The 23,991-nt window shown below is 71.4% G+C and carries 20 protein-coding genes and 1 tRNA gene; 12 read left to right on the forward strand and 9 right to left on the reverse strand.

The window, feature by feature from the left end; genetic code table 11:
• Positions 1-494: 494 nt before the first annotated feature.
• The 3 genes from fahA to ACH01S_RS44635 form a co-directional block, all read right to left on the reverse strand.
• Positions 495-1,724, reverse strand: coding sequence for a fumarylacetoacetase (gene fahA / locus ACH01S_RS29530; RefSeq protein ID WP_067898831.1), 1,230 nt, complete (start codon positions 1,722-1,724; stop codon positions 495-497).
• Between the two features lie 30 nt (positions 1,725-1,754).
• Entirely contained in the window at positions 1,755-2,582 is an 828-nt protein-coding gene (locus ACH01S_RS29535) for a hypothetical protein (protein WP_148344788.1), read from the reverse strand.
• Between the two features lie 61 nt (positions 2,583-2,643).
• Positions 2,644-4,110 (reverse strand): DUF2637 domain-containing protein, encoded by a 1,467-nt coding sequence (locus ACH01S_RS44635; protein ID WP_067898840.1) that lies wholly within the window; start codon positions 4,108-4,110, stop codon positions 2,644-2,646.
• 129 nt (positions 4,111-4,239) lie between these two features.
• Between ACH01S_RS44635 and ACH01S_RS44640 the strand changes: the two genes are divergently transcribed.
• From ACH01S_RS44640 to ACH01S_RS29565, 5 genes are all read left to right on the forward strand, one after another.
• A complete protein-coding gene (locus ACH01S_RS44640) occupies positions 4,240-5,022 on the forward strand; it encodes a DUF6585 family protein (protein WP_067898842.1) in 783 nt (260 codons plus the stop codon).
• A gap of 177 nt (positions 5,023-5,199) precedes the next feature.
• Entirely contained in the window at positions 5,200-6,039 is an 840-nt protein-coding gene (locus tag ACH01S_RS29550; protein ID WP_067898846.1) for an alpha/beta hydrolase, read from the forward strand.
• 122 nt (positions 6,040-6,161) lie between these two features.
• Positions 6,162-7,556 (forward strand): cysteine--tRNA ligase, encoded by a 1,395-nt coding sequence (cysS, locus tag ACH01S_RS29555; protein ID WP_067898849.1) that lies wholly within the window; start codon positions 6,162-6,164, stop codon positions 7,554-7,556.
• Between the two features lie 157 nt (positions 7,557-7,713).
• Positions 7,714-8,631 (forward strand): 23S rRNA (guanosine(2251)-2'-O)-methyltransferase RlmB, encoded by a 918-nt coding sequence (gene rlmB, locus ACH01S_RS29560; RefSeq protein ID WP_067898851.1) that lies wholly within the window; start codon positions 7,714-7,716, stop codon positions 8,629-8,631.
• A 122-nt stretch (positions 8,632-8,753) separates the two neighbouring features.
• The gene (locus ACH01S_RS29565) at positions 8,754-9,659 is read left to right on the forward strand and encodes an EamA family transporter (protein ID WP_067898853.1); all 906 of its coding nucleotides are present in this window, start codon (positions 8,754-8,756) and stop codon (positions 9,657-9,659) included.
• On the opposite strand, the gene ACH01S_RS29570 is transcribed toward ACH01S_RS29565, so the two are convergent.
• Genes ACH01S_RS29570 through ACH01S_RS29580 form a run of 3 tightly spaced genes read right to left on the reverse strand, consistent with a single transcriptional unit; the run spans position 9,643 to position 11,725 of the window.
• A complete protein-coding gene (locus tag ACH01S_RS29570) occupies positions 9,643-10,809 on the reverse strand; it encodes an RNA polymerase sigma factor (protein WP_246237205.1) in 1,167 nt (388 codons plus the stop codon). The genes ACH01S_RS29565 and ACH01S_RS29570 overlap by 17 nt on opposite strands.
• An 8-nt stretch (positions 10,810-10,817) precedes the next feature.
• Positions 10,818-11,165 (reverse strand): YciI family protein, encoded by a 348-nt coding sequence (locus ACH01S_RS29575; protein WP_067898856.1) that lies wholly within the window; start codon positions 11,163-11,165, stop codon positions 10,818-10,820.
• On the reverse strand, positions 11,162-11,725 hold the full coding sequence (locus ACH01S_RS29580) for a dihydrofolate reductase family protein (protein ID WP_083981278.1): 564 nt from the start codon (positions 11,723-11,725) through the stop codon (positions 11,162-11,164). Before ACH01S_RS29580 ends, ACH01S_RS29575 begins: the two co-directional genes overlap by 4 nt.
• Before the next feature lie 124 nt (positions 11,726-11,849).
• Between ACH01S_RS29580 and ACH01S_RS29585 the strand changes: the two genes are divergently transcribed.
• The 5 genes from ACH01S_RS29585 (at position 11,850) to ACH01S_RS42720 (ending at position 17,893) form a co-directional block, all read left to right on the forward strand.
• Positions 11,850-11,922 (forward strand) — tRNA-Thr (locus tag ACH01S_RS29585).
• 262 nt (positions 11,923-12,184) lie between these two features.
• Positions 12,185-12,625, forward strand: coding sequence for a hypothetical protein (locus ACH01S_RS29590; RefSeq protein WP_067898859.1), 441 nt, complete (start codon positions 12,185-12,187; stop codon positions 12,623-12,625).
• The gene (locus ACH01S_RS29595; protein WP_148344789.1) at positions 12,622-15,882 is read left to right on the forward strand and encodes a tetratricopeptide repeat protein; all 3,261 of its coding nucleotides are present in this window, start codon (positions 12,622-12,624) and stop codon (positions 15,880-15,882) included. The genes ACH01S_RS29590 and ACH01S_RS29595 overlap by 4 nt, the downstream gene beginning before the upstream one ends.
• Before the next feature lie 198 nt (positions 15,883-16,080).
• Positions 16,081-17,172 carry a hypothetical protein gene (locus tag ACH01S_RS29600; protein WP_083981279.1) on the forward strand — a complete coding sequence of 364 codons (1,092 nt, stop codon included), beginning with the start codon at positions 16,081-16,083 and terminating at the stop codon, positions 17,170-17,172.
• Between the two features lie 43 nt (positions 17,173-17,215).
• Positions 17,216-17,893, forward strand: a complete 678-nt coding sequence (locus ACH01S_RS42720) for a metallophosphatase domain-containing protein (protein WP_083981280.1) — start codon at positions 17,216-17,218, stop codon at positions 17,891-17,893.
• 73 nt (positions 17,894-17,966) lie between these two features.
• Here ACH01S_RS42720 and ACH01S_RS29610 read toward each other — a convergent pair whose 3' ends face one another.
• On the reverse strand, positions 17,967-19,250 hold the full coding sequence (locus ACH01S_RS29610; protein WP_148344790.1) for a hypothetical protein: 1,284 nt from the start codon (positions 19,248-19,250) through the stop codon (positions 17,967-17,969).
• A gap of 187 nt (positions 19,251-19,437) precedes the next feature.
• On the opposite strand from ACH01S_RS29610, the gene ACH01S_RS29615 reads away from it, so the two are divergent.
• A complete protein-coding gene (locus tag ACH01S_RS29615) occupies positions 19,438-20,616 on the forward strand; it encodes a hypothetical protein (RefSeq protein ID WP_067898869.1) in 1,179 nt (392 codons plus the stop codon).
• 4 nt (positions 20,617-20,620) lie between these two features.
• On the opposite strand, the gene ACH01S_RS29620 is transcribed toward ACH01S_RS29615, so the two are convergent.
• Positions 20,621-21,070, reverse strand: a complete 450-nt coding sequence (locus ACH01S_RS29620; RefSeq protein WP_067898873.1) for a group II truncated hemoglobin — start codon at positions 21,068-21,070, stop codon at positions 20,621-20,623.
• 158 nt (positions 21,071-21,228) lie between these two features.
• Here ACH01S_RS29620 and ACH01S_RS29625 point away from each other — a divergent pair, with 158 nt between their 5' ends.
• Positions 21,229-22,533: a cytochrome P450 gene (locus ACH01S_RS29625; protein ID WP_169809379.1), complete on the forward strand. Its 1,305-nt coding sequence runs from the start codon at positions 21,229-21,231 to the stop codon at positions 22,531-22,533.
• Here the strand turns inward: ACH01S_RS29625 and ACH01S_RS29630 are convergent.
• Positions 22,520-23,980 (reverse strand): DHA2 family efflux MFS transporter permease subunit, encoded by a 1,461-nt coding sequence (locus tag ACH01S_RS29630; RefSeq protein ID WP_067898876.1) that lies wholly within the window; start codon positions 23,978-23,980, stop codon positions 22,520-22,522. The two genes, ACH01S_RS29625 and ACH01S_RS29630, sit on opposite strands and share 14 nt — an antisense overlap.
• Positions 23,981-23,991: the final 11 nt, after the last annotated feature.

Raw genomic sequence — 23,991 nt, forward strand, 5'->3', positions numbered from 1 at the left:
CTGCTCACTACCCTGAGTCCGGCCCATCGGCCTGACTCCCGCACCAGCGTGATCCACGCCCACCCGGCTGAGCCCTGCCCACTAGGCCGAGTCCGGCCCGGCCTGGTCCCGCGCCAGCCTGGTCCCCGCCCACTCGGCTGAGTCCGGCCCACACCCGGTTGAGCCCTGCCCACTAGCCTGAGCCCGGCCCACTAGCCTGGCCCCGCCCACCCGGCTGAGCCCGCCCACCAGCGTGATCCCCGCCTACCCGGCTGACCTCCGCCCCCCGGGCGCTCGCGTCGCGGCCGAAATGGGACGCTTTTCCGGCTGGTTATCCACAATCTCGCAACTCGTTGTCGTCCGGGGCCTGGGCGTTTGACGATGGTGGTAGCCGGTCCGCCCCCGGGTGGGAGGGGCTTGGTTTTTTGGGTGTTGGGGGTGGAGGTGTGGCTGACAGGGCGGGTCGTCCCGCTGGTCTGGGCGGGACTCTCCGCTGGTCTGGGGTGCCCCGGTTGTCATACGGGCTCAGCTGGTTGTGCTGGGTAGACCGTGCCTGTCACTTCGCCCAGTGTTATCCGGGAGCCCTTCGCGCCCGGTGCCTGGGCTCGGAGCGTCACCGTGTCGCCGTCCTCCAGATACGTGCGTTTCGTGCCGTCCGGGAGTTCCAGCGGCTCGTCGCCGTTCGCGGTCAGTTCCAGCAGGCAGCCGCGCTGGTCGCGGTCCGGGCCGGAGACCGTCCCGGACGCGAACAGGTCGCCGGTGCGCAGCGGGGCGCCGTTGACGGTGGCGTGGGCCAGTTGCTGCGGCGACGTCCAGTACATGTCCGCGAACCGGGGACGCGCCACCACCTGGCCGTTGATCAAGACCTCCAGGTGCAGGTCGAGGCCCCACGGCTCGGCGCAGCGCAGGTACGGCAGCGGCTCCGGGTCCTGGACGGGCGGCGACACCCGCGCGGGCTCCAGCGCCGCGACCGGGACCACCCACGAGGAGATCGACGTCGCGAACGACTTGCCGAGGAACGGGCCGAGCGGCTGCGACTCCCACATCTGCACGTCGCGCGCGCTCCAGTCGTTCACCAGCACGAACCCGAACACATGGTCGCGGAACGCGCCCGCCGGGACACCCCGCCCCGGAACAGACGGCACTCCCGCCACGAACCCGACCTCCGCCTCGAAGTCGAGCCGCGTCGACGGGCCGTACGTCGGTTCCGGCTCACCCGGCGTCCGGCGCTGCCCGGACGGCCGGATGATCGGCGTCCCCGACGGGTACACGGTCCCGGCGCGCCCGTGGTAGGCGACCGGCAGCCGCTTCCAGTTGGACGGCAGCGGTTCGCTCCGCGGGCGCAGGATCCGTCCCGTGTTCCTGGCGTGGTGCTCGGACGAGAAGAAGTCCACATAGTCCGCCACCTCGAAGGGACGGAGCAGCGACACGTCCGCGACGGGGATCAGGCACGGCTGCACTTGCTCGCGGAACCCCTCGTCGGTGAGCAGTTCGACGAGCCGCGCCCGGTTGGCCTCCCAGACGGGACGTCCCGCCACCATGAAGGCGTTCAGCGAGCCGGACGCGAAACACCGGCGGTCGTCCACGAGCCCGGCGGCGGACAGCGCGGCCAAGTCCAGGACGAACCCGCCGATGGCCACCCCCACGCGGGGCAGCTCACCCGGACGGGAGAACACCCCGTACGGCAGATTCTCGATGCCGAACCCGCCGTCCGCGCTACCCGGAACCCACGAATCGGTCGTCATGCCGCTATTTCTTCCCCTCCGTTTCCCCTTTCATCCAGTGATGGAAATCGGGCGGAGAGCCCCCAGCGCGGTCTCGATTCCGGGCGTTCCGTAGGCGGACAGCAGGCGCCGCGCCCCAACGGCCTCCTCCTCGCCCAGCGTCAGCAGGTCGGTGATCACGTCGCCGGGGTCGGCGCGGGAGAGCGCGTCGCGGACATCCCCCTCCCCGGCTCCGGCCGCGGCCGTGGCGGCGGCCAGCAGGGCGTGTACGGGGCTCGGCCCCTCCCGACCTCCCTCCTGACCGCCCTCCAGGACGAACGGCAGCTCGCGTTCCGCGCAGGCCGAGATGAACGCGGCCAGCCTCTCCACCGCGCAGGACGTTCGGTAGGCGGCGCCCAGCGGGGCGCCCCGCTCGCGGGCGGCGGCGACGCGGTCGAGCGCGTCCCGCCAGCCGGGCGACGGCCGCACCTCGATGTGCGCGGGCGCGCCGGACGGCAGCCGGGCGATCGTCACGGCGGCGGCCCGCGCCTGGTCCGCGTCCCCGGGGAGCGGGATCCGCAGTGCCGTGACGCGGACGCGCGGCTCGCCCTGGGCGGCCTCCAGCGTCGCGGACAGGTCCTGAATTCCGGTGTCGGCCACCAGGCCGAGGTCGAGCAGATCTTCCGGGACGAGCCGCGTCCGCAACTCGGCGAACCGCGACGCCGGGCAGAGGAACCGTCCGGCAGCGGGATGCCGGGCGACGCGGCGGTAGGTCGGGAGCGCCTCATCGAGCCCAACGCGCTCCCCGCGAACCCGATCCGGCCGGACGCCATCAGGCGGGACGCGGTCCGGTGGGAAGAGCGCGGCGTCGTCGAGCAGCCGAGCGAGTAGGGCGCTCATAGCCCTATGACTACCCGGCCGCCGGAGACCTCACCGCGGGCGGCGGCCGGGTTCGCGCCGCTCAGCCCGCGGGCGGGACGGGGCCGCTGCGGAAGTTGCTCGACGGGGGCGGGTTCCAGTCATCGTCGTCGTCGGCGGCTGCCGGGCCCTCGGCGGCGTCCGGGTCTTCGGCGCGGTCGGCCGGAGGGTCGTCGTGCTCGTCCTCCTCGGCCGGGCGCCGTCCGGGCATCGGGATGTCGGGACGCGTCGTCGCCGCGGCCGGACGCTCCTTCCGCTCGACGCGGTCCCTCCCGCGGACCAGCTCAACGTCCGTCGGCAGCAGCGCGGGCGCGTGCGGCGCCTCGGGCGCCTCGGACGCGTTGGCGGAGTCGATCGGCGACCGCGGCTCCGGCAGCGTGTCCAGCGGCGGCGGCCCCTCCTCGGACGGGACGCCAGACTCAAGCGACGGCCCAGGCTCAAGCGACGGCCCGGGCTCAAGCGAAAGGCCCCGCTCGAACGGCAACCCCCGCTCGAACGGCAGCCCCCGCTCCACCGGCAGTTCCCGCTCCACCGGCAGTTCCCGCTCCACCGGCAACTCCCGCTCCAACGGCAACTCCCGCTCGGACGGCAGGTCCCGGTCGAACGTAAGGCCCGGCTCGGACGACAGGCTCTGCCCGGACGTCACGTCCCGACCGGACGCGAGGCGCGGCTTGAAGCCCAGTCCGGAGTCCTCCTCCTCCGCGTCGTCCTCCTCCACGTCCTCGAAGATCTCGCGTTCGAAGGCGTTGGCCCTCTCGGTCTCCGCCCGCGGCGCCGGTTCCTCGGGCGCGAACGGGATGAGCGAGTCGCGCTCGTCCACGAAAGGCTCCGGCGCCCGGCCCGCCTGCTCCGCCCGGTCAGCCCCGCCCGCCCGGTCCATCTGGCCCGCTCGATCCATCTGGCCCGCTCGGTCCATCTGGCCCGCTCGATCCATCTGGCCCGCTCGATCCATCGGGTCCGTGCGGTCGGTGCCCGCCTCCAGGGCCAGCGGCTCGGGTGAAGCCGGTTCGAGGACCTTGACGTGGCCGCGCTGCGGCTCGACCGGCGGCGTCTCCGCGGCGGCCGGACGTCCCACCCGGATCTGCTTGAACATCGTCAGCCACAGCCACACCGCGATCACCAGCATGACGTGCGGCGCGACCGCGACGCCCGCGCGGACGGGGTCGCGGGGCAGGTCGCCGAGGCCGCGCAGCGAGTCCTGGACGGAGATCGCCGCGCCCCCGCCGAGCAGCAGGAGCAGCAGCACCCAGCGGGGCAGCCGTGTCCACCAGCGGGCGTTCCGGGTGATCACGAGGGACAGGATCGTCAACGCGGTGAGGGTGTCGGCGATCGCCGGGTAGAGCGGCGCCCAGCGGCGGCCGACGCCGCCGAGCCGGGCGAGGTCGCGGAGCACGTCGTAGGTCAGCGCGAACGCGGCGCCCGCCAGCGCGGCGACGACCAGGCCCGCGACGGCGGTGAGCACCCGGCGCTGCGCGGGGGTGAAGGACGGCCGGGTGGGATCTGTTGGCATGTCTCTCGTTCCGGGAAAAGGGGCGCCTGCTGAGGGTCCTGAGGCGAGATTAGCCAGCCCGCACCGCGAGACCCGCCCATTCCGGACGATCACTTTGCCGTGCGCGCGATATGCACTGAGACGTAACGTATGGACGACCGCCCGTACGCACGACGGCGACCATGCGAGGAGGCAGCGATTACGGGGGATCGGCTCGGCGAGCCGGTCCGGACGTTCGACGGCCGGGCCGCGGCGCGCCGCAGATGGGCCTGGCTGGGGCTGCTGTGCGCGGCGTCCCTGGCGCTGGTCCCGGCGGCGATCGTCTACCTGCGCGACGAGGTGTGGTGGGTGGGCGTCCCGGCGCTGGTGCTGTCCATGGGCTACGCGGCGGCCGTCGGCTGGGTCGCGGGACGCGACCGTCCGCGCGTCGGCGGCCGGGCCGTGACCCTCCACACCGGCGGCCTCTCCGTCGTCCGGCGCCGCGACGAGGCCCGGTACACGTGGGACGAGCTGGTGTCCGTCACCGTGTCCGGGGTGAAACCCGAGCCGGACGCGCCGACCCGCTGGACGTTCACCCTCGTCGCGGACGACGGCCGCGTGCTGCGGCTCGGCGACGACCTCCCCGAGGTGCGGACGCTCGGCGCGGCGGTCGCCGCCGAGGTGACGGCGCGGATCGTCCCGCGGCTGCTGGCGGCCGTGCAGGCGGGCGAGACCGTCCGGATGGGCCCGTTCGACATCGACCTCGACGGCGTCGAGAAGGAGGGCGACCGCCTCCCGTGGGACGCCGTCGACGACGTCGCGGTCGACAACGGCCTGGTGACCGTGCACGCCCGCAAGGGCCCCGACCTGATGACGATGGCCGCCCAGATGCCGGATGCGCTCGCGTTCACCGCCCTGTGCCACCAGGTCAGGGACCTCGCCAGACCTTCTTGAGGAATTTTCCGGGGGGTATGTCAAGAACCCGTCCGCGGCTCCGATCCATTCGTGACGGCGCCCCACGAGGGCCGGGACGCAGATGCGACCCGTGTCGTGCCGGACGCCCCGGCCCGAGGGACGCCGACCGGCTCGACCCCGCCGGGAAACCCGGCGGAGATCTCGAAAGGACATCCGATGGAAGTGCGCACTCTTGACGTTCCGGGCGCGAGCCTGCACTACGAGGTCCGCGGGGCCGGGCCCGTCGCCCTGCTGATCTGCGGCGGGATCTACGACGCGGCCGCCTACGCGGGGCTCGCCGAGCGGCTCGCCGACCGGTACACGGTGGTGACCTACGACCGGCGCGGCAACTCGCGCAGCCCGCTCACCGGGCCGCCGGTCCCGCAGCGCATCGAGGAGCACGCGGACGACGCGTCCCGGCTGCTCGCCGAGGTCTCGCCGGACGCGCCCGCGTTCGTGTTCGGCAACAGCTCGGGCGCGCAGATCGGGCTCGCGCTGGCCGAGCGGCACCCGGAGCAGGTTCGCGTGCTCGTCGCGCACGAGCCGCCGCTGCTGTCCCTGCTGCCGGACGCCGCGCACTGGGAGTCCGTGCTGGCGGACGTGGAACGCGCGTACGCGGACGGCGGCGCGGGCGCCGCGATGGGCGTGTTCGGCGCGGCGATGGGCATGGGCGGCGGCGACGAGGACTCCGGGGACTCCGGGGGCGGTGAGCCGCCGTCTCCCGAAATGCAGGAGATGTTCGCGCGCCTGGAGAAGAACACCGACTTCTTCATCGGCTACGAGGTCCCGCCGTTCGGGCGCTGGACGCCGGACGTCGGCGCGCTGCGCGGGTCGTCCGTCCCGATCGTGCTCGTCGCGGGGGAGGAGTCGGCGGGGGAGCCGCCGCACCGGTCCGCGCACGCGCTGGCCGAGCGGCTCGGGACGCCGGTCGAGACCTACCCCGGCGGCCACGGCGGCTTCGGCCTCTCCGCCGACGAGTTCGCCACCCGGCTGGACGCCGCCTTCTCCGCGTCCTGACCGGGGAGGTGCCGAGGGAAGGGGCTCCTGACCTGGAGGGCATAGATCCTTATGACCATTTGGCATATGGGATGGCACGCGATGTGACGCGCGGCCGTGCGCCCATCCAATAACCTGGTTTCGTGAGTCTGCGCCTTTACGACACCGGCACCCGTAGCGTCCGCGCGTTCGAGCCCCTGGAAGAGGGCCGCGTGGGGATGTACGTGTGTGGCGCTACTCCGCAGGCCGCCCCGCACATCGGCCATCTGCGCTCGGGCGTGATCTACGACGTGCTGCTGCGCTGGCTGCGCGCGTCCGGCTACGAGGTGACGTTCGCGCGCAACGTCACCGACATCGACGACAAGATCATCGCGGTGGCGGCGGAGCGGGGCGTGCCGTGGTTCGCGGTCGCCGAGGGCAACCAGCGGGTCTTCACCCAGGGCTACGACCTGCTCGGCTGCCTGCCCCCGACGATCGAGCCGCGCGCCACCGGGCACGTCCCGGAGATGATCGCGCTGATCCGGCGGCTGATCGACAAGGGGCACGCCTACCCGGCGGGCGGCGACGTGTACTTCGACGTGAAGTCGTGGGCCGACCACTACGGCGAGCTGTCGAACCAGCGGCTGGAGAACATGCGGTCCACGGGCGACACCGTCAACGAGGACTGCAAGCGCGACGTCCGCGACTTCGCGCTGTGGAAGGGCGCGAAGCCCGGCGAGCCGTCCTGGGAGACGCCGTGGGGGGACGGCCGCCCCGGCTGGCACCTGGAGTGCTCGGCGATGTCGACCAAGTACCTCGGTCCCGTGTTCGACATCCACGGCGGCGGCGTCGACCTGATCTTCCCGCACCACGAGAACGAGATCGCCCAGTCCCGGGCGGCGGGCGACGGGTTCGCCCGCTACTGGCTGCACAACGGGCTCCTCACCGTCGACGGCGAGAAGATGAGCAAGTCGGTCGGCAACGTCGTGCTGCTGCCCGACCTGCTCGGCAAGGCGCGCCCGGTCGAGGTCCGGTACTACCTCGTGTCGGCGCACTACCGCTCGCTGATGGACTACACCGACGCGGCGCTCGCCGAGGCCGTGTCCGCCTACCAGCGGATCGAGGGGTTCGTCACGCGCGCGACGGAGGTCGTGGGCGCGGTCGCGCCGACGTCGCCGCCGCCCGAGTTCGCCGCCGCGCTCGACGACGACCTCGGCGTGCCGCACGCGCTGGCGGTGCTGCACGAGGCCGTCCGGGACGGCAACAGCGCCCTCGCGTCCGGCGACCGCGGCGCGGTGCGGGAGCGGCTCGGCGCCGTCCGGGCGATGGCGGACGTCCTCGGGCTCGACCCGCTGTCGCCGCAGTGGGCCAGGTCCGGCGAGGACGACCTGCGTCCCGTCGTGGACGCGCTCGTCGCCGTCGCGCTGGAGCAGCGGCAGGCCGCGCGCGCGCGGAAGGACTACGCCGCCGCCGACGCGATCCGCGACAGCCTGTCCGAGGCGGGGATCGTCGTCGAGGACACCCCGCAGGGCCCCCGCTGGGAGCTCAAGCGCGGCTGACCCTCCGCGGGACGGCGGGGCCCGCGCGGCGGATAAAATCGGGTGTTCGCGGGGGTGCGGTGTTCGTGGGGGTGCGGAGCCGTCCCGCCGAGATCCCAGCCGCCCGGGCAGCCACGTCGACGGGCGAACCACCACCGTCGCTAGGGGCGAATCGACCATGGCCAAGCGCAAGGGCAAGGGACCGACTCCGAAGGCCGAGGACCGGCACTGGCACGCCAAGCGCCAGAAGGCCCGCGCCGTGAAGAGCGCCCGCCGCACCGGCACCCCGACGCTCGGCCCGGGCGGGCGCGACAAGCCCGCCGAGGCCCCCGAGCGCGCCCGCCGCCCGGCCGGGGCGCGGCGCGCGAACGGCGAGGTCCCCGAGCTGGTCACCGGGCGCAACCCGGTCGTCGAGGCGCTGCGCGCCGGGGTGCCGGGCAGCGCGCTGTATGTGTCGTCCAGCTCCGACGAGCGGGTCCGCGAGTCGATCCAGCTCGCCGCCGACCGGGGTGTCCCCCTGCTGGAGACCGGCAAGAACGAGCTCGACCGGATGACCGACGGCGCCGTCCACCAGGGCATCGCGCTGCAGGTCAAGCCGTACCGGTACGCGCACCCCGACGACCTGCTCACCGGGTCCGCGCCGCTGATCGTCGCGGTCGACGGGATCACCGACACCCGCAACCTCGGCGCGATCGTCCGGTCCGCGGCCGCGTTCGGCGCGGCGGGCGTGGTGGTGCCGGAGCGGCGCGCCGCCGGAGTCACGGCCGGGACGTGGAAGTCGTCGGCCGGGACGCTCGCGACCGTGCCCGTCGCGCAGGCCACGAACCTCACCCGGCAGCTCAAGGCGTACCAGAAGGCGGGCTGCTTCGTCGCCGGACTGGACGCGGGCGGCGGTGTCGCGGTCGCCGACCTGGAGGTCGCGTCCGGGCCGTTCGTGCTGGTCGTCGGCTCGGAGGGCAAGGGCCTCGGACGGCTCGTCGGCGAGACCTGCGACCTGCTCGTGACCATCCCGATGCCGGGCCGCGCCGAGTCGCTGAACGCCGGTGTCGCGGCGGGGATCGCGCTGTACGAGGTCAGCCGCCTGCGCTCCCGGTGACCCCGGCCGCGCGCGGTGACGTTGCTCACTACCGACAATCTTAACGTTCAGATAGTTGACGCCGCTTTTCCCCTCATGTTGTTATCTCAACGTTGAGATAACAACATGAGGGGTTGAGCCAGATGACCGCCATCGCGGCGCCGCCGGGCGTCCGGTCCCGCTACGCGACCGACGTCGCCCTGGCCGCCTTCGCGCCCGCGAGCTGGGGCACCACCTACGTCGTCACGACGACGCTGCTCCCGGACGGCCGTCCGCTGCTCGCCGCCACGCTCCGCGCGCTGCCCGCCGGGCTCGTCCTGCTCGCCGCCACCCGCCGCCTGCCGCGCGGCGACTGGTGGTGGAAGTCGGCCGTCCTCGGCATGCTCAACTTCGGGGCCTTCTTTCCGTTGATCTTCTTCGCCGCCTACCGGCTGCCCGGCGGGGTCGCCTCGACGATCGGCTCCGTCCAGCCGCTGGTCGTCGCGCTGCTGTCGATCGGCGTGCTGCGGGTGCGTCCCGCCCGCGCCGTGCTGTACTCGGCGATCGCCGGGACCGGCGGCGTCGCCCTGCTGACGCTTAGCGCGGACGCCCGGCTCGACCCGCTCGGCATCGGCGCCATGCTGACCGCGACGTCCCTGATGGCCGCCGCGATCGTGCTGGCCAAGAAGTGGGGCCGTCCCGAGGCGCCGGACGGGCGCCCCGAGTCGCCGCTCGTCATGACCGGCTGGCAGCTCACCGTCGGCGGCCTCGCCCTCGCGCCGCTGACGCTCGCCGTCGAGGGCGTGCCGTCCTCGGTGAGCGGGGAGAACGTCCTCGGCTTCGGCTACCTCGGGATCGTCGGGACCGCCGTCGCGTACGCGCTGTGGTTCCGCGGGATCGACCGGCTGCCGCCCACGTCCGTCTCGCTGCTCGGCCTCACCAACCCGATGGTCGCCACCGTCGCCGGGCTCGTCATCCTCGGGCAGACGCTCACGCCGCTCCAGCTCGTCGGTTTCACGATCGCGCTCGGGGCCCTCGTCGCCGGGCAGACCCTCAACCGCCGGACGTGACGCTCCGCCGCCGCTCCCGCAGGAACGCCAGCTCGGCCTCGTTGTCCGTCCGTTCGATCGCCGCGTCGTAGGAGGCGGCGGCCTCCGCGTCCCGGCCCAGCCTGCGCAGCAGATCCGCGCGGACGGCGTGGAACAGGTAGTAGGCGTCGAGGTCGAGCCCGTCCACGATGGCGAGCGCGGGCTCGGGGCCATCGACCTCGGCCACCGCGACGGCCCGGTTCAGCGCCGCGACCGGCGTCGGCGCGATGGCCATGAGCTGGTCGTAGAGCTGGACGATCTGGTCCCACCGCGTGTCCTCCGGCCGCGCCGCGTCGCTGTGCACGGCGTTGATGGCCGCCTGGATCTGGTACGGCCCCGGCCGGTTCCGCCGCAGGCACTCCCGGACGAGCGCCTGCCCCTCGCGGACCAGGTCGTCGTCCCAGCGGCGGCGGTCCTGGTCGGGGAGGAGGACGAGCCGCCCGTCCCGCGTCCGCGCGGGCTTGCGCGACTCGATCAGCAGCATCAGGGCCAGCAGGCCGAGGGCCTCGGGCTCGTCCGGCATGAGCTCCGCGAGGACGCGGCCCAGCCTGATCGCCTCGGCGGCGAGGTCGTCGCGCCCGCCGTATCCCTGGTTGAACACCAGGTAGACGACCGCGAGTACCCCGGACAGGCGCTCCGGCAGGTCGGCCTCGTCCGGCACCCGGTACGGGATGCGCGCGTCCCGGATCTTGGCCTTCGCGCGCACCAGCCGCTGCGCCATCGTCGGCTCCGGCACGAGGAACGCCCGCGCGATCTCCGCCGTCGTCAGCCCGCCGAGCAGCCGCAGCGTCAGCGCCACCCGCGCTTGGAGCGCCAGCGCCGGATGGCAGCAGGTGAAGATCAGCCGCAGCCGGTCGTCCCGCACGGCGCCCTCCTCCACCGGTTCCGCCACGTTGACCAGCGCGGCCTGGGCGTGCTTGCCGTCCCGCGCGGCCTCCCGGCGCAGCCGGTCGATCGCCTTGTTCCGCGCCGTCGTGATGATCCATCCCGCGGGCGCCGGGGGCGGGCCGTCCACCGGCCACCGCCGCACCGCCTCCGCGAAGGCGTCCTGCACCGCCTCCTCGGCCACGTCGACGTCGCCGAACACCCGGACCAGCACGGCCACCGCGCGGCCGTGCTCCTCCCGGAACACCCGGTCGATCAGGCCTCGCCCTGGAACGGCCGCACCTCCATCGGAAGCCCCGTCCGCCGGACGTACCTGGCCGCGATCTTCAGCGCCGCGTCCAGGTCGGCGGCCTTGATGATGATGAGCCCGCCGATGTGCTCCTTGCCCTCCGTCCAGGGCCCGTCGGTCGCGACGACCTCCTCGCCCCGCGGCCGCACCACCGTGCTCGCGTCGGGCTCGTGCAGGCCCCGCCCGAACACCCACGCCTCCTGCGCCTCCAGGTCGCGCCGGATCACCGCGAGGTCCGCCATCACCTCGTCCAGCACCTCGGGCGGCGGACGCTCGCCCACGGGCTGGATCATGTTGAGCGCGTACAGCTTCATGCTTCCTCCCTCTTCCGGTACGTCGCGATCACGACCCCCGTCGTCGTGACCACCGACCCGACGAGCCGCATGTCCACGGCGACCCCGTCGAACAGGCGCTGCCCCGTCCCGAGCACCCGCGGATGGGTCATCAGCAGCCACTCGTCGACGAGCCCCCGCCGCATCAGTTCCCGCGCCAGGGCGCCGCTCCCGATCACCGTCAGATCCTCCGCGATCTTCGGCACGTCGCCGACGTCCTCGACAAGCACCGAGTTCTCCCAGGGGAGTTCCCGCATCGTGGTCGTCACCACGTACTTCCGGGCCCGGTTCAGCGTGTCCGTGTACGGGTTGTCCTTCTGGTGGGGCCAGTAGGCGTGGAGACTCAGGTACGTCCGGCGTCCGAGCAGGACGCCGCCGTCCCGGCCCATGCGCTTCCCCATCTCCGAGCCCATGACCTCGTCGTTCCCCGGAACGGCCCACCCACCGTGCGCGAACCCGCCCCGCACGTCCTCATCGGGCGACGCGGGCGCCTGCATGACCCCGTCCAGCGACAGATGCTCCACCACGACGATCTTCCCCACGGCTCCTCCTCCAGACGACGGCCTTCACCCCCTACACGAACGCCGCACGCCCAGATCGACACCGCCCCGGAAAAACCGTCCCCCCGTCCCCCCACCAGTTCGACTACGATGCGTGGACGAGCCGGCCGGCGTAGCTCAATCGGCAGAGCATCTGTCTTGTAAACAGAAGGTTAGGGGTTCAAGTCCCCTCGCCGGCTCCCACGTCAGAGGCCCCTTCCTCGCTTGGGAGGGGCCTCTTTGCTAACGGTGGTCGTCCGGTGCCGTCGCGCTGGTTCGTCCGGCCGCCGTCGCTGGGGGGCCGGGGCGTCCGGATAGCAATCTTTCTGCGTATTGGTTGATGCGTTTTCTGTATTCGTGTTGGGCTGTATTGGCTCCTTCTCTGGGATGTGGTGTTCTGCATCTTTCTTGCGAGCCCTGTGGTACTAGTCTGGCTTTTCCGTGGTGGCAGGGGGTAGCGGGATGTTGAATGAGGCGTTGGCCGCATTGGCGGCGTCGGCGGGGACCGGGGTGGTGACCGCGATGGTCACCGACGGGTGGCAGCAGGTCCGCATGCGGGTGGTGAAGGTGCTGGGTCGGGGTGATCCGGGGGAGGAGCAGCGCCAGGAGACTCGGCTGGAGCGGGCCCGCCGGGAAGTGATCGAGGCACCGGAGGAGCAGGCCGAGGACGTCCGTCAGCGGCAGGGAGAGGCGTGGCGCACGCGGTTTGAGGATCTGCTGGAGGACAGGCCCGAGGCGGAAGGCTCGCTGCGGGAACTGGTGACGTTCCTGAGCGAGCATGCTGGGCCCGCGGCGGGTGCGGTGCAGGTCAATGCCCGCGCCTCCGGCAACGCGCAGCAAGCGGTCCAGGGGCAGGGGGTGCAGACCAACACCTTCAACGCTCCTCCTGCCGCCTCGTCATGACTGCTGCCGACCCCGGTCTTCCGCTTCCGGGCGGGGTCGGAGCGCAGGCGTCCGGCCGCGCGAATCAGGCCGTGCAGGGACAGGGCGTCCAGAACAATTTGTTCGCGCAGCTGCTGCAATCGGGAGAGGCGCACGGCCCGGCGCAGGTGCAGGCGCCGCCGGGGACCAACAACCTTCCCCGGCCTGCCAGCGAGGTGTTCGTGGGGCGGGACGATGCCCTACAGGTGCTTGGTGCCCGGTTGGGTGAGCCGGGCGCTGAGGTGGTGGTTACTCAGACGGTCTACGGGCTGGGCGGGGTGGGCAAGTCTGAGCTGGCTTTGCAGCACGCCCACGCCCACCTGGACCACTACTGCCTGGTGTGGTGGATCACCTCGGACGGGCCTGAGCGGATCAACGCCGCCCTGGCCGCCCTGGCCGTTCGGCTGCACGCGCCCTTGGGGGCCGCCGGGGTGGTGCAGGAGGAGGCGGCGCAGTGGGCGCTGGCCTGGCTGCAGGCGCATACCGGATGGTTGCTGGTGCTCGACAACGTCGAGGACCCCGCGCACATCCGGGGACTGCTGGGGCAGCTCCACACCGGACATATCGTGATCACCACTCGCCGCCGGGTGCGGTGGCCCGGTCAGGTCACCCAACTGCCCCTCGATCTGCTCACCGAGGACGCCGCCGTTGAACTGATCACCAGGGTCACCGGACGCGGTGGGCAAGCCGACCAGGAGGCGGCTCGGGAGATCGCGCGCGAACTGGGGTTCTTGCCGCTGGCGCTGGAGCAGGCCGCCGCCTACATCGATCACGTCCGGATCTCCCCGGCCCGCTATCTGAGCAAGCTCCAGGCCCGTCCCGCTCACATGTACGCCGCCAGCGCGGAGGGCGGAGACGCCGAACGCACCATCGCCCGCTTGTGGGACCTGCATTTCGAGGTCCTCCAGCAGCGCCACCCGCACGCTCTCACCCTGCTGCGAATCCTGGCCCATTACGCTCCCGACAACATTCCCCGAGTTCTGGTCACCGACTACGGCGAGAGCCCGGACGACGGTGAGGGGGCGGTGCCGGACGTCGAGGAGACGCTGGCGCTGCTGGACTCCTACAGCATGATCAACCTCACCGACCGCACCATCTCCCTGCACCAGCTCATGCAGACCGTCCTGCTCACCACCACCGGCGACCACGCCGCCCGCGACACCGCGCTGAGCTGGCTTGACCGCGCACTGCCCGGCCAACCCGACATCAACATCGATGGATGGCCCGCGTACTGGACGCTGATCCCGCACGTCGACAGCATCGCCACCCACTTCCGCGCCGACGACAGCCAGCCTCTCCTCCTCGCCAGGGTGCTAGGCCAGAGCGCGCTGTTTGAGAACACCCAGGGTCTCTACCAACAGGCCCTCGACCGCGACCTCCAAGCCCTGGCGATCACCGAGGCGGCGCTGGGCCCCGACCACCCCGACACCGCCAGACGGTTGGGGAACCTCGCCGCCACCTACGGTGAGCTGGGCCGTCACACCGATGCCCTGCCGTTGGAGGAGCGGGCGTTGGCGATCGTCGAAGCGGCGCTGGGCCCCGACCTCCCCGACACCGCTCTTCGGTTGGGCAATCTCGCGCGCACTTACAGTGAGCTGGGTCGTTACGCCGATGCGTTGCCGTTGGAGGAGCGGGCGTTGGCGATCAGCGAGGCGGCGCTGGGTCCCGATCATCCTGACACCGGGCTGCGGTTGGGGAATCTCGCCGCCACCTATTGCGAGTTGGGTCGTTACGCCGATGCCCTGCCGTTGGAGGAGCGGGCGTTGGCGATCAGTGAGGCGGCGCTGGGGCCCGACCACTCCGTCACCGCTCTGCGGTTGGGCAACCTCGCCGCCACCTACAGCAGGCTCGGCCGTTACGCCGATGCGTTGCCCTTGGAGGAGCGGGCGTTGGCGATCAGCGAGGCGGCGTTGGGCCCCGACCATCCCGCCACCGCCAGACGCTTGGGCAACCTCGCCGCCACCTACGGCGACCTGGGCCGTCACGCCGATGCCCTGCCCCTGAAGGAGCGGGCGCTGGCGATTATCGAGGCGGTGTTGGGCCCTGACCATCCCGACACCGCTGTGCGGTTGGGGAACCTCGCCGCCACCTACAGCGAGCTGGGACGTCACAGTGAGGCCCTGCCCCTGAAGGAGCGGGCATTGGCGATCAGCGAGGCGGTGCTGGGTCCCGATCACCCCGACACCGCTTTGCGGTTGGGCAATCTCGCGCGCGCTTACAGCGAGTTGGGTCGTTACGCCGATGCCCTGCCCTTGGAGGAGCGGGCGCTGGCGATCACTGAAGCGGTGCTGGGCCCCGATCACCCCGATACCGCCAGACGGTTGGGGAATCTCGCCGCCACTTACGGCGACCTGGGCCGTCACGCTGATGCGTTGCCCTTGGAGGAGCGGGCGTTGGCGATCAGTGAGGCGGTGTTGGGTCCCGACCACTCGGCCACCGCTCTGCGGTTGGGGAACCTCGGCGCCACCTACAACGAGTTGGGTCGTCATGCCGATGCCCTGCCTCTGAAGGAGCGGGCATTGAGGATCAGCGAGGCGGCGTTGGGCCCCGTTCATCCCGACACCGCTCTGCGGTTGGGGAACCTCGCCGCCACCTACAGCGACCTGGGTCGTCACGCCGATGCCCTGCCTTTGGAGGAGCGGGCGCTGGCGATCACTGAGGCGACATTGGGTCCCGATCACCCCGACACCGCCAGACAGCTGGGGAATCTCGCCGCCACCTACGGTGAGCTGGGTCGTTACACCGATGCCCTGCCCTTGGAGGAGCGGGCGTTGAGGATCAGCGAGGCGGTGTTGGGTCCCGATCATCCCGACACCGCTCTGCGGTTGGGGAATCTCGCGCGTACTTATAGCGAGTTGGGTCGTTATGCCGATGCGTTGCCTTTGGAGGAGCGGGCGCTGGCAGTTATCGAGGGGGCGTTGGGACCTGACCATCCCGACACCGCTGTGCGGTTGGGGAACCTCGCCGCCACCTACAGCGAGCTGGGCCGTCATGGCGATGCCCTGGTCCTGAAGGAACGGGCGTTGGCGATCAGCGAGGCGGCGCTGGGGCCCGACCATCCCGCCACCGCCAGGCGCTTGAGGAACCTCGCCGTCACCTACAGCGAATTGGGTCGTCACGCTGACGCGCTCTCGCTGGCGGAGCGGGCCCTTGGCATCGCAGAGGCCGCGCTAGGCGGTGACCATCCCGACGTCCATTCGTCGCGGGGTTTGGTCCGGCGCCTAGAGCACACCGAGTGACCTCGCGCCGCGGCGGGCCGATGCCGTTGGACGTCTGGACGGCGGTGGCCGTTAATGGCCTTGATCATAAGGGCGGCGGAGCGGAGGGTTTGTCTTATCTGGGACGACGCTCCGGAGCGGTGAAAACCGAAGCGAGATGGCCTGTTGTGGCGCGATGGCGTGATTGTCAGGACGGGCAGTCATCGATGTAATGATCTTATGAAAAATCTTCGGAAGGTGGAAAGTCTGTTCACGGTGGGGATTGTCACCGTCGCGTTAGCGATGGTTGAACTGCCGGTGAACGCGGACGCGGCCGTCTCGTCCGGGAGGCGTGTCGTCAGTCTCGGAGTGCTGCCCGGGGGGACGACCAGTCGGGCCACCGCCGTGAACGACGAAGGTGTCATTGTCGGTTACGGCGACACGGCCAGCGGTCAGAACCACGCCATCCGGTGGAACCGCAGGGGGCGCGTCGTCGACCTCGGTACGCTTCCCGGCGGTACTTACAGTTACGCCTTCGGAATCAACGACCGCGGTGACGTCGTCGGCTACGCGAACACCGCCGGTGGTGACGACCGTGCTGTGCGCTGGGCGGCGAATGGAAGCATCACCGATCTCGGCAGCCTCCCGGACCACGCCGGCAGCTACGCCTACGCGATCAACGACAAGAGGGACGTGGTCGGCAGTGTTCCGATCCGGTCCAGGATCTACCATGCGGTGAGATGGCAGGCGGGCGGCGCTGTTTCCGACATCGGGACGGAATCCCCGCTGGGAGCGACCTCCGCTGTCGCGATCAACAATCGCGGTGTGGCGGCCGGTTATACCTACGAAGTGTCGCCGGGACATTTCATTGAGGCCGTTACCTGGGCCGCGGGGGGAACCACGCCGGTGGTGCTTCCGGCGGTGGGCGGAGCCAATCTGCGCAGCAGCGCCTACGGCATCAATGACCGGGGCGTGATCGTCGGCTATTCGCAGTCCGGGTCCGGTGCGCCCACCAATTATCCTTTCCACGCGACCCTGTGGGGGCCCGGCGCGGCGCCCGCCGACCTCGGGACGCTGCCCGGCGGCGACTACAGCAGGGCGAATGGCGTCAACGGCGCGGGCGTCGTCGTCGGCACTTCGGCGACCGGCACTTCCGGCGAGCAGGACGCGGTTGTGTGGCGGCGAGGGAAGAACGGCTGGCGTATCGTGCCGCTGCCGCAACTGGCCGGTGGCAACTCCAGTGAGGCGACGGCGGTCAACGACGACGGCGACGTGGTCGGTGAAGCGTCCACGGCGGACGGTCAGGGCGTCGCGGTTCGCTGGGAGGAATGATTCGGCCGCCTGACCGGAGTCGCGGGGTCAGTACGCTTGGCGTGTGCGGATTGTCGCGGTCGCGGATACCCACACCTATCATCGCGAGCTCGTCGTCCCGGCCGGGGACGTCTTCGTGCACGCGGGTGATCTGTGTCGGCGCGGCAAAGAGCTGAGGGAACTTGAGGACGCCGCCGACTGGATTCACGGGCTTCCGCATCCGGTGAAGGTGGTCGTCGCCGGCAACCACGACTGGGTTTTCCTGGACGACCCCGTTCGTGCCCACGCCGTTCTGGCCGACCGCGGCATCCGCTACCTGGAGGACAGCGGGACGGAGATCGACGGCGTCGCGTTCTGGGGCAGTCCGTGGCAGCCGGAGTTCAACGAATGGGCGTTCAACCTTCCCCGGGGGCGTGCCCTCGCGGAGAAATGGGCGCTGATTCCGGACGGCGTCGATGTGCTGATCACGCACGGGCCGCCGCTGGGGATCGGTGACGCGAACGCCTATCCCGGACGGCACGGTTGTGAGGACCTGCTGGCGCGAGTGCGGCAGGTCCGTCCGAAACTGCACCTGTTCGGTCACATCCACCAGGACGGCGGGCTCTGGCGCCACGGGCGGACGACCTTCGCCAATGTCACCACATGGGAATGCGAGCGCGGCCCGACCGTCGTCCGGCTGGACGCCTCGGGCGCGGTGGGGGAGATCGTCCCTCCGGCGCGCGGCGATACCGGGGCTCGGTAGGGCGCGGGCCGGTGAGCCCCGGCAGCCGAATTCCGCCTTTCTCGGAGACCATTCCGGCCTGATGGCCGGTGGGTCAGGGGGTGCGGTCTATCAGGAGGTCGGTTTGCCAGCGGGACTTGTTCGGGAGTTGGGCCGTCAGGGTGACCGAGGAGAAGTCGGTCACCGGGGACGTGGTGCCCTGGAGGGAAACTGAGGATTGGCCCGCTGGGATCGTCACCTGGGTGGGAAGGCGGGCGAGGCTCGGGTCGCTGCTCTCCAACTGGATCGTCATCGGGCTGCTCGTCGCCGCGCCCAGTTGGATGGTGGCGTCGAAGGGCTGGCCGCCGGTGATGAGCCAGGGCTCGATGTCGAATCCGGTGAGGCCGGGGTGGGCGGCCATGGTGTGGCTGCGGGTTCCGACGCCCTCGATGTTCGCCGTGAGGGTCAGGGGGCCGTCGATGTCGGGCGGCAGCGCCACCTCGACCTGATATGTGCCGCTCGTTCCTTCGAGGAACTCCATCGGGCCTGGCGGGTACTGGAGTTTCGGGTTGTTGGAGCTGAAGGTGACCTTGATGCCGCCGTGCGGGACGGGATTCGGCAGGTTCAGCGCCATGTTGAAGTAGAAGCCGCCATAGGCCTCGGTCGGTCCGGTGAAGGTCCAGTCGCCCGGGTCGTAGTTCCACGCCAGGAGTTTGAGGACGTTGCCGACGCGCTGTCCCGGGAGCTTGGCCGTAATGGTGGCCTTCGCGTCCGCGGGAACGCGCGTGCTCTTCAGGAGCGGCGGCGGGACGCTCATTCCGAGGGCGCCGCGCGGGACGGTGATGCTCGGCGGGACCTTCACGGCCGGGTTGTCGCTCTCCAGCGCGATCGTCGTCCCGCCTTCGGGGGCGGGGCCGTTCAGGCCGACGGTGACCGAGGGGCGGTCGCCGCTGACGATCGTCGAATGGCCGCCGAAGTCGACGAACCGCAGTCCGGGACGGAGCGCCAGCCGCTGCGTCAGCGCCCGGCCGCGCAGCCGCGCCGTGAGCGGGACGCCGAAGTCGCCGTAGACGTAGTCCGGCTGGAACGTGCGGATGGGAAAGGTCGCTTCCGTCGCTCCGGAAGGGACCACGACCTTCGCCGGAACGCTCACCCACGACGAATCCGCCGACGTCAGCGCGACGGTGAGCGCGACCGGCGATGTGCAGTCGACCTTCACGGTGCCCTGCGCCCTGCCGCCCGAGGGGATCTTCTCGGCCGGGAGGACGAGGGCGTCGAGCCGCGGTCCGCAGGGCGCCGGGGACGTCCGCGCGGCGGCCGGAGCGGCGAGACCGACGACCAGGAGCACGGCCCCGGCGAGGACGCCCGGGGTCGTCTTCCAACTGGCTGAGCGATTCATGGCCCACGCCTTTCCGAACAGCGACAGACGGCTGATCGGCAGGATCGTAGCCGGGTGGACCGGTGTCCATGTCACATCTTGATCAAGATCCAGGTCTGCGGTGACAACGACTCCCGTTGGGCCTGTCCGAACGGCGGCGGGCGTGCTGAGAATGTCCCGCGAAGATCTTGTGAAGGGACGTGCGCCGATGAAACTGCGGGACGAGGTCGAGGCCGTTATCCGGGCCTGGGACGCCTACGAGGTCGAACACGGCGGGGCGCCCGTCATTGATTTCGATTGCGATCCCGGGGGGACCGCCGCGCCCGCCGATCGGCTCACCGTCCTTCGGCGGCTCGCCCGGCTTCGTCCCGACGCGGACGGGGTTCTCGCGGCCCGTATCGACGCTGATCTCGCCTATCTCGGGACGCTGCTCGGGGAACGGCGTCCGCTGGACGAGTACATTCGCGAAACCCAGGGGTGCGGCGCGGGCGGCTGGCCCGAGGAGTATGTGGCCGAGCGCGCCGAACAGGTCCGTAAAGCGCTGGGTGAACTCGGTATCCGGTGGGGCGCGTCCGCCAATGCGGAACTGCGCGAAGCGGAAGGGCTACTCGACGTCAGCGAGGCCCCGGACGCGATTCGGGAGGCCGTGAGTGAATTGGAGCCCGTCGTCCGGGAGGCGACCGGGAGCACGGCGCCGTACCGGTTGACGATCGAGACCGCGGAAGTGGACGCCTATTGGGCGTTCTGGCTCGACGGAGCCGGGCAGGACGTGCGGCTCCAGCTCAACCTCCGCAATGTGGAGTTCACGCAGGCGGGCGCCCGGCAGTTCGCTCTCCATGAAGTTCTCGGGCACGGTCTGCAATGCGCCGGATACACCGCGGTGGCCGCCGCCGAGGACGTTCCGTGGGTGCGGCTGCTCAGCATTCACGCGCCGCACCAGGTCATGCAGGAAGGGCTCGCGCAAGCGTGGCCGCTGTTCCTGCTCCCCGAGGACAAGGTGCTCATCGCGCGGCTCCGGGTCGCTCATTACTGCCAGCTCGTCCTCGCCCAGGTGCATGTGTCGATCAATCACGGCGCGTCCGCGACGGAATGCGCCGACTATCTGAAGGCCGCCGTTCCGTGGTGGACCGAGGAGACCATTGCCCGCTACCTCGCCGACCGGGGCCTCGACCAGCAGCACCGCACTTACATGTGGGCCTATCCGGCGGGCTTCGACTGGTTCATGGCCCTGGCCGAGGCCGCGGACGCGGAGCTTTCCCGGAAAGTGCTCCGCGCGTCCTACCGGGCTCCGCTCACCCCGTCCGATCTGGCGGAACTCTGGCCGTCCGGTCCGCCCGTCGGCGGCCCGGGAGGGCCGGTCACGCTGCCCAAGGCCCCCGCCCTTTAGGGCTTCAGGAGTTCTCGGACGGCCAGGTCCACTGCGGGACCTCGCGCAGCGGGTGCAGTTCCTCGTCGGTTTCGGCGAGGGAGTTCTGCTTGGCGACCTCGGTGCCGAACTCGACGTGTTCGCGGAGCGCCTGGCGGAAGGGCGCGTCGGCGGGAAGTCCGGCGGTGTCGGCGGCGGCCAGGTAGAGCTCGACGAAACGGAGCCGCTGCGCCTCGGTGATCCTGAGATGGCGGTGGACGTCGATGAGGTGCGAGAAGCCGCCCATTTCGCGGGAGAAGGTGTCGGGGCCGCCGAACGTCTCGGCGGTGAAGGCCGTCAGGCGGTCGACGTGCGTGGGGCTTCCCTCGCCGAACAACGGCTGGAGCAGCGGGTCGGCGAGCACGCTCGAATAGAAGACGTCGATGAACCGGTGGAGCCCTTCGTGACCGCCCGCGTGCTCGTACAGCGATTCCATGATTACATCATTACCTTCTTGTAGACGCCTGGCTCAGTTATCGCAGCCGAGCACCCGCTTGTCGAGGGATTCGCCGAACCCGGACGTCCGCCCGGCTGAATTCGTCGCCGGGCACGGGCGGCGCGCGTCCAATGGACGGCCGGGGTTACCGTTGGCAGATGCTTGAACACGGTGCCGCGGGCCCGCGGCCCGGGCTGGACGCCGCACGCTGGTGGGCGCGGATGGCCCGCGATCCGATGCGCACCTACGGGGAACTCGCCCGGCATTACGGCGACGCGGTGAAGGTGCCGTTCGGCGTCCGGCGGTCGTTCTTCCTGCTGTCCAGGCCCGAGCACGCCGAACGGATCCTGGTGGCCAACCAGGACAATTACGTGAAGGCGTTCACCTACCGTCCGCTGCGCGCCGTCCTCGGCGACGGCCTGCTGACCAGCGAGGGCGAGACATGGCGGCGGCATCGGCGGCAGGTGCGGCCGGTGTTCGCGCACCGGCACGTCATCGGATTCGCGCCGCAAATGGTCGAGTCGGCGGCGGGCGCGGTGCGCCGGTGGCCGGACGGCGTCAAACTCGACGCGGCCGACGAACTGCGCAGGCTCACCCTCGACATCGTCGGACGCGCCCTTTTCGGCAGCGAACTCGCCAAGGAGTCCGGCCGGACGGGACGTTCCCTCGCCGTCCTGCAAAGGGCCGCGGTCATCGGGACGTTCCTGCCGGTGACCACGGCGCGGCGCGGCGTCTACCGGCGGGTGCCGAGACTCGGCGGCGCACTCGCCCAGCTTGAGGGCCTGGCGCGGCGCGTCGTCGAGGATCCGTCCGGCGGCGGGGAACTGCTGAACCTGATCAGGGAAAGCGGCGAGTTCGGCGAGGCGGAACTGCGCGACGAGGTCCTCACCCTGCTGCTCGCCGGGCACGAGACCACCGCCGCCTCCCTCGCCTGGACGTTCATTCTGCTCTCCAGATACCCGGCGGCCCGCGAACGGCTGGAGGCGGAGGTCGACGAGGTCCTCGGCGGCCGCGAGCCGAAGGCCGAGGACGTCGACGTGCTGCCGTGGACGAAGGCCGTCCTGTCCGAGGCGATGCGCCTTTACCCGCCCGCCTGGACCATCGAGCGCGACTCCCTCGCCGCCGACGTGGTCGCGGGCGTGGAGATCCCGGCGCGTTCGACGGTGGCCGTCCCGCCCTACCTCCTGCACCGCAACCCGGACATCTGGCCGAACCCCGAAGGCTTCCAGCCGGAGCGCTTCCTCGGCGAGCAGAACCGGCACCGCTACGCCTATCTGCCCTTCGGCGGCGGCCGCCGCATCTGCGTCGGCGCCGGGTTCGCGATGCTGGAGGCGACGCTCGTCCTCGCGACGATCAGCCGCACGCACCGCCTCGACCTGGTGCCGGGCACGGCGGTGCCCGGCCGGGCGGAGATCACGTTCCGGCCGGCCGGGCCCGTGCCGATGAGGGTCATCCGGCGCTAGCCCGCCGGGGCAGCAGCAGCGCGGGGACGAGCGCCACCGCGCCGACGACCAGCGCGACCCAGAACGCGTGGCCGAACGCCTGCGCGAGCAGCGGTGCGACGGCGATCCGCGCCGCGTCGGGCAGCGGGGCGAGCGCCGACCCGGCGAGGCCCGGCGACCGGGCGGTGATCTCGTGCTGCAGGATCACCGCGAGCGCCGTGGTGCCGACGGACGCGCCCATCCGCTGGAGCGTGTTCAGCGCGCTCGTCGCGCGCGGGATCAGCGCGGACGGCAGCGCCTGGTAGGCCGCCGCCATCGACGGCATGATCGTCGCGCCGAGGCCGAGGCCGATCACGAACAGCGCGGCGGCCAGCAGCACCGGCGACGTGTCCGCGTGGATCTGGGTGTACGCGGCGGTGCCGACGAGTCCGAGCACGATCCCGGCGGGGACGACGACGCCCGCGCCGACCCGGTCGGTGACGCGTCCGGCCAGCGGCATCGCGACGGCGGCGCCGAGCGCCTGCGGGACGAGCAGCAGCCCCGTCGCGAGCGGCCCGTGCCCGCGCACGACCTGCCAGTACAGCGGCAGCAGCACCAGCACCCCGAACAGCGCCACCGCGACGACCACGTTGGTGACGGCGGCGGCCGCGAACCCGCGGTGCCGGAACAGCGAGATGTCGATCAGCGCGTCCCGGCCGCGCGCGTGCAGCACGTAGAGGCCGATGAGCAGGGCGGACGCGCCGAGGATCGTCCAGGTGCGGGCCGAGTCGAGCGCGCCGGGACGTCCCGCCTCGCTGGTGCCGTAGACGAACGCGGTCACCCCGGCGCACAGCAGGACCAGCCCGCGCAGGTCCAGCCGCGCCGGACGCGGGGCGGAGCGCGGCAGCAGCCGGACGGCGGCGACCACGGCGGCGATCCCGAGCGGCAGGTTGGCGAAGAAGATCCAGCGCCATCCGGCGGTGGTGATGATCAGCCCGCCGACGACGGGCCCGGCGACGGAGCCGAGCAGCATGGGCATGCCGATGAAGCCCATCACGCGTCCCATCCGCTGGGGCCCGGCGGCCTGCGCGAGGATCGTCTGCGCCACCGGGATGATCATCCCGCCGCCGACGCCCTGCACGACGCGGAACGCGATCAGGCTGGGCATCGACCAGGCGGCGCCCGCGAGCGCGGAGCCCGCGAGGAACAGCACGAGCGCGCCGATCCACACGCGCCGGGCGCCGAACCGCTCGGTGGCCCAGCCGGTGACCGGGATGACGCCCGCGAGCCCCAGCATGTACCCGGTCAGGACCCACTGGACGGTGGTGATGGACGCGCCGTAGTCCTCGGCGAGGGCGCGGGTCGCGACGTTCACGGCGGTCGCGTCGACGATCGACATGATCGCGCCGAGCACCACGACGGCGCCGATGGCGACGAGCCCGCGGTCGAGGCCCTGCGCGGGTTGCTTGGACGTGACGGTTGCGGTCATTTCGGTTACCT

The organism is Actinomadura chibensis NBRC 106107, from assembly GCF_001552135.1.
Taxonomy (GTDB): Bacteria; Actinomycetota; Actinomycetes; order Streptosporangiales; family Streptosporangiaceae; genus Spirillospora; species Spirillospora chibensis.

Coding starts and splice junctions, on each gene's coding strand:
- fahA (WP_067898831.1), bottom strand. CDS start 1,724: ATGACGACCGATTCGTGGGTTCCGGGTAGCGCGGACGGCGGGTTCGGC.
- ACH01S_RS29535 (WP_148344788.1), bottom strand. CDS start 2,582: ATGAGCGCCCTACTCGCTCGGCTGCTCGACGACGCCGCGCTCTTCCCA.
- ACH01S_RS44635 (WP_067898840.1), bottom strand. CDS start 4,110: ATGCCAACAGATCCCACCCGGCCGTCCTTCACCCCCGCGCAGCGCCGG.
- ACH01S_RS44640 (WP_067898842.1), top strand. CDS start 4,240: ATGGACGACCGCCCGTACGCACGACGGCGACCATGCGAGGAGGCAGCG.
- ACH01S_RS29550 (WP_067898846.1), top strand. CDS start 5,200: ATGGAAGTGCGCACTCTTGACGTTCCGGGCGCGAGCCTGCACTACGAG.
- rlmB (WP_067898851.1), top strand. CDS start 7,714: ATGGCCAAGCGCAAGGGCAAGGGACCGACTCCGAAGGCCGAGGACCGG.
- ACH01S_RS29565 (WP_067898853.1), top strand. CDS start 8,754: ATGACCGCCATCGCGGCGCCGCCGGGCGTCCGGTCCCGCTACGCGACC.
- ACH01S_RS29575 (WP_067898856.1), bottom strand. CDS start 11,165: ATGAAGCTGTACGCGCTCAACATGATCCAGCCCGTGGGCGAGCGTCCG.
- ACH01S_RS29590 (WP_067898859.1), top strand. CDS start 12,185: ATGTTGAATGAGGCGTTGGCCGCATTGGCGGCGTCGGCGGGGACCGGG.
- ACH01S_RS29595 (WP_148344789.1), top strand. CDS start 12,622: ATGACTGCTGCCGACCCCGGTCTTCCGCTTCCGGGCGGGGTCGGAGCG.
- ACH01S_RS29600 (WP_083981279.1), top strand. CDS start 16,081: ATGAAAAATCTTCGGAAGGTGGAAAGTCTGTTCACGGTGGGGATTGTC.
- ACH01S_RS29610 (WP_148344790.1), bottom strand. CDS start 19,250: ATGAATCGCTCAGCCAGTTGGAAGACGACCCCGGGCGTCCTCGCCGGG.
- ACH01S_RS29615 (WP_067898869.1), top strand. CDS start 19,438: ATGAAACTGCGGGACGAGGTCGAGGCCGTTATCCGGGCCTGGGACGCC.
- ACH01S_RS29620 (WP_067898873.1), bottom strand. CDS start 21,070: ATGGAATCGCTGTACGAGCACGCGGGCGGTCACGAAGGGCTCCACCGG.
- ACH01S_RS29625 (WP_169809379.1), top strand. CDS start 21,229: ATGCTTGAACACGGTGCCGCGGGCCCGCGGCCCGGGCTGGACGCCGCA.
- ACH01S_RS29630 (WP_067898876.1), bottom strand. CDS start 23,980: ATGACCGCAACCGTCACGTCCAAGCAACCCGCGCAGGGCCTCGACCGC.